This window comes from Azospirillum tabaci (assembly GCF_014596085.1).
Taxonomy (GTDB): Bacteria; Pseudomonadota; Alphaproteobacteria; order Azospirillales; family Azospirillaceae; genus Azospirillum; species Azospirillum tabaci.
Genome location: NZ_JACCJY010000003.1, coordinates 370,025 through 376,927 on the forward strand (window position 1 = coordinate 370,025; position 6,903 = coordinate 376,927).

The following is a 6,903-nucleotide window of genomic DNA, read 5'->3' on the forward strand; positions in this document are numbered from 1 at the left end:
GGCTTTCTTTACGATGTGCGCCCGACCTTCATAAACTGTTGCCGGCGTGCGGCACAGCCGCGGCGCGAAGTCTGGCCAAACGGCGCGCGATCGTCGGCAAGGCGCCGGATGCGGGCTCCCCCGGCGGTGCGGGGATCAACGCCATGCTTGGGAACCAGGGCCGGACGCCGGTGCCGAGCGCCGTCCAGTCTCCCCGCGGCCCGAACCGCCAGACCGGCACTCCCAGGGCCCCCGCCATTTCCCCCACCGAACTTGCCGGGGTGATGACGAGGTCGAGCGCCGTCATCAGGGCCGCCACGCCGTCCAGGTCGTCCTTGAGATCCAGATCGTCCCAGCGGTGGATGGTCACCCCGAACCGCCGCTCCGCCTCGGCGATCTCTGCGGCGCAATCGCCGTACTGCAGGGTGACGAAGACCACCCCCGGCAGCGCGAAGACCGGCGCCCAGGCGCCGAGCGGCGCGTAGGCTCCGCGGCGCTCCGCCGTCATCAGACCGCTGCGCCACGCAATCCCCACCTTCAGGCCGGGGCCGAGCGCGTCCACCCGCTCCCGCCAGTGGGCGGCCCGCTCCGGGTCGGCGGTCAGGAAGGACGGGCGCGATGGAAAGCGGTCGAAGCGGGGCCGCAGCCAGCGCGGCAACGATCCCATTGCGGCGTGGCGGTCGACTCCGGCGCAGGGCGCTTCCGGGTCCGCCGGTGCTGGACGCCAGTCCGCGCGGGGAAAGGAGCGTGCGAACAGCGGCACCAGCCGCCGGTCGCACTCCACCACCACGGCGGCGGCCCGTGCGATCAGCTCGTCCAGGCAACCGGCGAACATAATCTCGTCACCGATCCCCTGTTCGGCCCAGACCAGCAGGCGCAGGCCGGACGGGTCCTCCCCCTCCCAGGCGGGGACGGGTACGGCGCGGGCGGCACCGGACAGCTCCCGGGCACGGAAGCGGGCGTCATAGCCGACCCAGCCCGTCTCCAGCCTGCCGCGGGCCAGGTCCAGGAGACCAAGGTTGAAAGCCGCCGCCGGGTGCCCCGGTTCCACCGCCAGGGCGCGGCGGCACCAGCGCTCCGCCGCGGCCTCCTCGCCCCGGTCACGCAGCAGCCGCCCCAGATTGGCCAGCGCATCTCCCTGCGCCGGCGCCAGGGACAAGGCACGGGCCAGCGCCCACCATGCTTCGTTCAGCCGCCCCGCTCGGCGCAACACCACCGCGAGGTTCAGCCAAGCACCCTCGCGGTCCGGCGCCAAACGCAGGGCGTGGCGATGGCATCCCTCGGCCGCTTCCAACGCACCGATCCGGGTCAGCACAGCGCCCCAATTGTCGTGGGCTTCCGCCAGGGCCGGATCGGCCAGGGTCGCCCGGCGGTGGGCCTCGGCGGCGGCGGGCAGGTCGTGCGCCGCCTCCAGCCCATTGCCGAGATTGGTCAGAAACGCCGCGGCGGCCGGTTGCAGGGCGAGCGCCAGCCGGAACCGGCGCACCGCCTCCGGTGCACGGCCAAGCGCCAGCAGAACTGTTCCCAGGCTCGACTGGGCGGCCGAGTAACCGGGCAACGCGTCCAGGGCACGGGTGATGCGCCCTGCCGCCGCCCCGGAGTCGCCGGACTGGTGCGCCAGCAATCCCGACAGGTGGAGGGCGACCGGATGGTCCGCCTGCGCCTTCAGCACACGCTCGTACAGCGGAGCCGCCTCGGCCAGCCTCCCGTCCTGGTGATGAGCGGCGGCGGCTTCCAGCAGGGCGTCCAGATCATCCGGGCCCCCCCGCTGGATGCTGCCGGTCGGTGGGTCGTCAGGCGTGGGCATGAGGCGTCGCAGGGCGGTCGCCATATGGCCCATGATGGCCTCGAGCCCCTCGCCGGGACGCGGCTGGAACAGGCGCATCGTCGGGAACCAGGGGCGAACGCCGGTGCCGAGCTGCGTCCAGTCGCGGTGCCCGAAACGCCAGACCGGCACGCCGAGGGCGCCGGCCAGTTCACCGGAGGAGACGGCGGGCGTCAGCACCAGATCCAGATTGGCGGTCAGCGCCGCCGCGCCCTCGAAATCGTCCTTCAGGTCCAGATCGTCCCAGCGATGGATGGTCACGCCGAACCGCGCCTCCGCCGCCGCGATCTCCGCCGCGCATTCCCCATACTGCAGGTTGACGAACACCACCCCTGGAAGAGCGAACAGGGGCGCGAAGGCGTCCAGCGTGACGTAGGCGGCCCGGCGCTCCCCGTCCATGATCTGGCTGCGCCACGCGATGCCGACCTTCAGCCCCGGTCCCAAAGCGGCCAGCCGGCCCCGCCAGCGGTCCAGGCGTCCGGGATCGGGCACCAGCCAGGGCTGGGCCGGGAACCGCTTCAAGTCGGAACGCAGCAGCCGCGGCAGCGACGCCGCAGCGACCTGAACGTCCACGTCGCGCGGCTCGATGGTCGGAGGACGGACTGTCGCGCCGGGAAGGGAGCGCGCGAAGAGCGACACCAGACGGCGGTCGCATTCGACCACGACATGCCCGGCGCGGCGCAGCAGATCGGGATAGCAGGAGGCGAAGAGGATCTCGTCGCCCACCCCCTGCTCACGCCAGACCAGCAGACGGGAGGACGCGATGTTCTCGCCACGCCAGGGTCTTGTCGCGAAGCGCCGCTTCTGGTCGCGGAACTGGGGGGTGTCGAACCGCCATTCATGCTCCGCCCACCCGGAGCGAAGCTCGCCCTGCTCCAGGAGAAGGAGCGACAGATTGTAATGAGCGGTCGGCAGAGCCGGGTTGGACTGGATGGCTTGGCGATAGGCCGCAATGGCCTCCTCCGGTCGCTGCCGTCGCGCCCAGTGCATGGCGAGATTCGCCTGAGCCTCCGCCATCGTCGGCGCGCGGTCGACAGCCCGGCTGTGACAGGCGAACGCCTCGTCGACGCGCCAGAGCCGGTCGAGCGCGCTGCCCCGGTGGCTCCAGGCGGCGGCGTCGTCCGGTGCGACCACGGTGGCACGGCGCAGCAGCTGCTCCGCTTCGGCGGGCTGGTCGGCCCTCAGCCGAAGAGCGCCGAGATTCACCAGCGCGTCGACCTCCGACGGCGTCAAGGCGAGCGCTCGCCGGTGGCTCCGCTCCGCTCCCGCACGGTCCTCGCGCTCGGCGAGCAGGTGCCCCAGATGGGCGTGCGCCACGCCGAGCGCGGGGCGAATCCGCAGGGCGCGCCGCGCGCAGGCCTCCGCTTCGCCCGTCTCGCCACGCCCCCGCAGGAGGGCGGTGCGGTTGAGCCAGTGCTCTGCTCCGTCCGGACAGAGCAGGATGGCGTTGCGTTGCGCTGCCAGCGCCGCGTCGTGCCGGCCCATCGCTTGGCAGGCGTCGGCCAGGGCGGCGTGCGCGGCGGCGTTGCCGGGATCGGCCTTGACCGCAAGGGCCAGGACCGCCGCCGCGTCTCCGGCGTCGCCTTGCCGAAGCCGCAGAATTCCGAGGAGATGAAGGGCCACCGGATGCTCCGGCACGCTGTCCAGCGCCGCCCGGCAGTGGGCCTCCGCCTCGTGAAGCGCCCCGGCGCGGTAGCGGGCGATGGCCTCGGTGACCAACGGTGCGACATCCACGGGTGTCACCGGTGCTGGAGGTTGACGGCAAGGCGCGGCCTCGACCGGCCGCGCCAGATCGCGCAGGGTTTGAGCGATGCGGGTCATGACGGCCTCCAGCGGCTCGCCGGGACGGGGCTGGAACAGGCGCATCGTCGGGTACCAGGGGCGAACGCCGGTGCCGAGTTGCGTCCAGTCGCGGGCGCCGATGCGCCAAGCCGGCACGCCCAGGGCTCCCGCCAGTTCGCCCGTGGATACGGCGGGCGCGATGACCAGATCGAGCGAGGCGGTCAGGGCCGCCGCGCCCTCGAAATCATCCTTGAGATTCAGATCGGCCCAGCGGTGGATGGTCACGCCGAACCGCGCCTCCGCCGCGGCGACCTCCGCCGCGCAGTCGCCGTATTGAAGGTTGACGAGAACCACTCCGGGGACCCTGAACAGGGGCGCGAACGCCTCCAGGGTGACGTAGGCGGCCTTTCGTTCGGTCGTCATCAGCTGGCTGCGCCAAGCGATGCCGATCCTCAAGCCCGGCCCCAGGGTGGCCAGCCGCTCCCGCCACACGATGAGGCGTTCCGGGTCGGGCACCAGCCAGGGACGGGACGGAAAGCTCGCCATATCCGGACGCAGAAGGCGCGGCAGAGCGCCCGCGGCGATGTGGGCGTCGCAGTCCGCAGGGTCCAGCGTTTCCGCCCCGTCGGCAGCGGTGGTTTCCGCCCGGACGGTGGCCCAGGGAAAGGAACGGGCGAACAGGCTGACCAGCCGGCGGTCGCACTCCAGTATGACCTGACCGATCCGGCCCTCCGCCACGCGATCCGCAAGGGCGGGGTAACAGGAAGCGAACATCAGCTCGTCCCCCACCCCTTGCTCGCGCCAGACCAGAAGGCGGCGAACGGTCGATCCGTCATCCCGCCAGAGCGGCGCCGCGATGGTGCGTTCCGGATGCTCCTTGGCTTTGAACCGGTCCTGGTAGGCCTCCCAGCCCTCCCGCAGGTTGCCTGTCGCGAGGCTGACCAGAGCGAAGTTCAGCCGCGCCGCGGCCAGGGCCGGGTCGATGCGCAGGGCGCGGCGCAGGGTTCGTTCCGCCTCCGCCACGCGCGTCGATTGCCATTGCAGCATGCCGAGGTTGGCATAGGCTTCCGCATGCGCCGCGTCGATGGACAGGGAGCGCCGATGCGCGGCCTCCGCCTCCTCGTTCCGTCCCAGCACATTCAGGGCAAGGCCCATGGTGGTCAGCGCAATGGCGCTCTGCGGTGCCAGGCGCACCGCGCGCCGGTGCAGGCGCAGCGCGCCCTGCCAGTCGTCCCAATCCTTGAGAACGTTGCCGAGGTTGGTGTAGCTGTCGGGATAGTCCGGCTGGACGATCAGCGCCCGCCGGTACAGCGCCGCGGCGGCCTCCGCCCGGCGCCCCGCCCGGCGGGAATTGCCCAGATTGTTCAGCGCCTTGCCATAGTCCGGCTGAATGGTCAGGGCACGCTGGAAGACGCGCGCGGCCTCCTCCGGCCGGTCCACGCCGTCAAGGCCGGTGCCCATGTTGTTGAAGGCCACCGCATCGGTGGGACGCAACGCGATGCACGTCCGCAACGCGGTCACCGCAGCGGCATGGTCGCCCCGGTCGAGCAACGCCACGCCCAGATTGTTCCACGCTCCCGCCAGCAGAGGGTCCGCGGACAGAGCCTGCCGATAGCGGACAACCGCCTCCGCCAATCGCCCGCCCCCCTGAAGCGCGCTGCCCAAATGGAAGAGCAGGCGCGCGTCGCGGCCGGTGTCGGCATCCACCGCCGGGGCCAGAACCAACGCGGCCTCGGCGAAGTCGCCACGCTCGTTCAGAAGCGTTCCCAGGTCCCGCGCCACCTCGGGATCGGTCGGATCGTCGGACAAGGCGCGGCGCAGGCACAATTCCGCGTCGGAATGATCCAGGACGCGCAGCACGAGCGCCAGGCTGCGCCACGCCTCGGCATGGTTCGGCTGCGTCTGGACGACCCGGTAGAAGGCCAGGGCGGCCTCGTCGAGACGGCCGAGGCGCCGATAAAGAACCGCCAGATTGAAGCGGGTCGCCGTGCGTCCGGGATCGGCGCGCAGCGCCTCCTCATAAGCCGCGACGGCGTCGCCGATCCGCTCTTGCGCTTGCAGGAGGAGACCGAGATTGCCGAGCGCCTCGGCATAGCCATCCTGAAGCGCGATGGCACGGCGGTAGGCGCGGGCCGCAGCCTCCGGATGATTCCGGTCGGCAAGAACATTGCCCAGACTGTTGTAGGCCGGAGCGAAGGATGGATCGATCGCCAGGGCCGCCTGGAAGCACGCGGCGGCCTGCTCGGGCTGACCAGCCTGATAGGCGGCGATGCCCGACAGGTGACGGGCATCGGTATGGGCCGGATCGGCGGTTAGGATGCGGCGGTAGAACCGCAGCGCCTCATCCAGATTTCCCGCCCGGTGAAGGTCGATGGCGTCGGTCAAAAGCGCGTCCGCGGATTGGCCGCCCCGCCCGTCAACGACTGTGTCGATCACGGCGCCGGATCGGTCGCCGGGCTTTCCGCCGCCCCTTCGGAGCCGCCTTTGAACATCTTCCGGCAGATTTTCAGCGCGCGGTAATAATTGCGGGCTTCCACGAGCCGTTCAATCTCATCAAGGTCATCGCGGCAATCAGGACGAGCATCGCGCGTCTCGCCCAGTATCGAGGCGAAGCGCTGCAGGTTGAGCACCGAGTCCTCGGGGAAAATGTAGATAAGCTGGATGACGAAGTAGAGCTTCTTCTCGATGCAATCGATCTGCTCTTCCTTCAACACCTCACGCCCGCGGAGGAAATTGGCGGTGTTGTAGAGGAAGAACGAGCCGGGACGGTCACCGGCCCCGATGACCGCACCGTTGATGATGACCTTTTCATTGGGGCGGAGAACGAACTTCAGAGGCATGAAACGGACCCGGTCCTTGTCTCGGCGGCGCGCGGAAGCGGAAAGCGCTTGCCGGAAAGCGCCGCACCAAATGAAACGGGCGGCGGCTTGCGCCGCCGCCCGCCGGGCGTGATCCTACCCGAACTCTCAGGCTTAGAACAGACGCAGGATCGACTGCTGCGACTGGTTGGCCAGCGAGAGGGCGATGGTGCCGAGCTGCTGACGGGTCTGCAGCATCAGCAGGTTCGCGCCTTCCTCGTTCTGGTCGGCCAGCGTCAGCTTGCTCGCGCCTTCCGTCAGCACGTCGCTGAACTCCTTGGTGAAGTTCTCACGGGTCGTGATGACGTTCAGGTTGGTCGACAGCGTCTGCGAGGACGACCGCAGCGTCTGCTTCGCGTAGTCGATGCTGGCGACCGCCTTGTCGATGTCGGCGCGGTCGGTCCAGTCGTTCTGCGCGTAGTCCAGACGCAGGCCCTGGCCGCTGGTGGTCAGGTTCTG

At 70.4% G+C, this 6,903-nt stretch carries 3 protein-coding genes; all 3 read right to left on the bottom strand.

Annotation, left to right across the window (positions count from 1 at the left end; translation table 11 throughout):
• Positions 1-28: 28 nt before the first annotated feature.
• Positions 29-6,022 (bottom strand): tetratricopeptide repeat protein, encoded by a 5,994-nt coding sequence (locus H0B54_RS06800; RefSeq protein ID WP_188259721.1) that lies wholly within the window; start codon positions 6,020-6,022, stop codon positions 29-31.
• Entirely contained in the window at positions 6,019-6,426 is a 408-nt protein-coding gene (locus H0B54_RS06805; RefSeq protein ID WP_094306943.1) for a flagellar biosynthesis repressor FlbT, read from the bottom strand. Before H0B54_RS06805 ends, H0B54_RS06800 begins: the two co-directional genes overlap by 4 nt.
• Before the next feature lie 132 nt (positions 6,427-6,558).
• Positions 6,559-6,903 (bottom strand): flagellin (locus H0B54_RS06810; RefSeq protein ID WP_281389978.1); only part of this gene is annotated, 345 nt, incomplete at its 5' end.

Bases quoted from the DNA above. Each gene is read 5' to 3' on its own strand.
- H0B54_RS06805 (WP_094306943.1), bottom strand. From the start codon at position 6,426: ATGCCTCTGAAGTTCGTTCTCCGCCCCAATGAAAAGGTCATCATCAAC.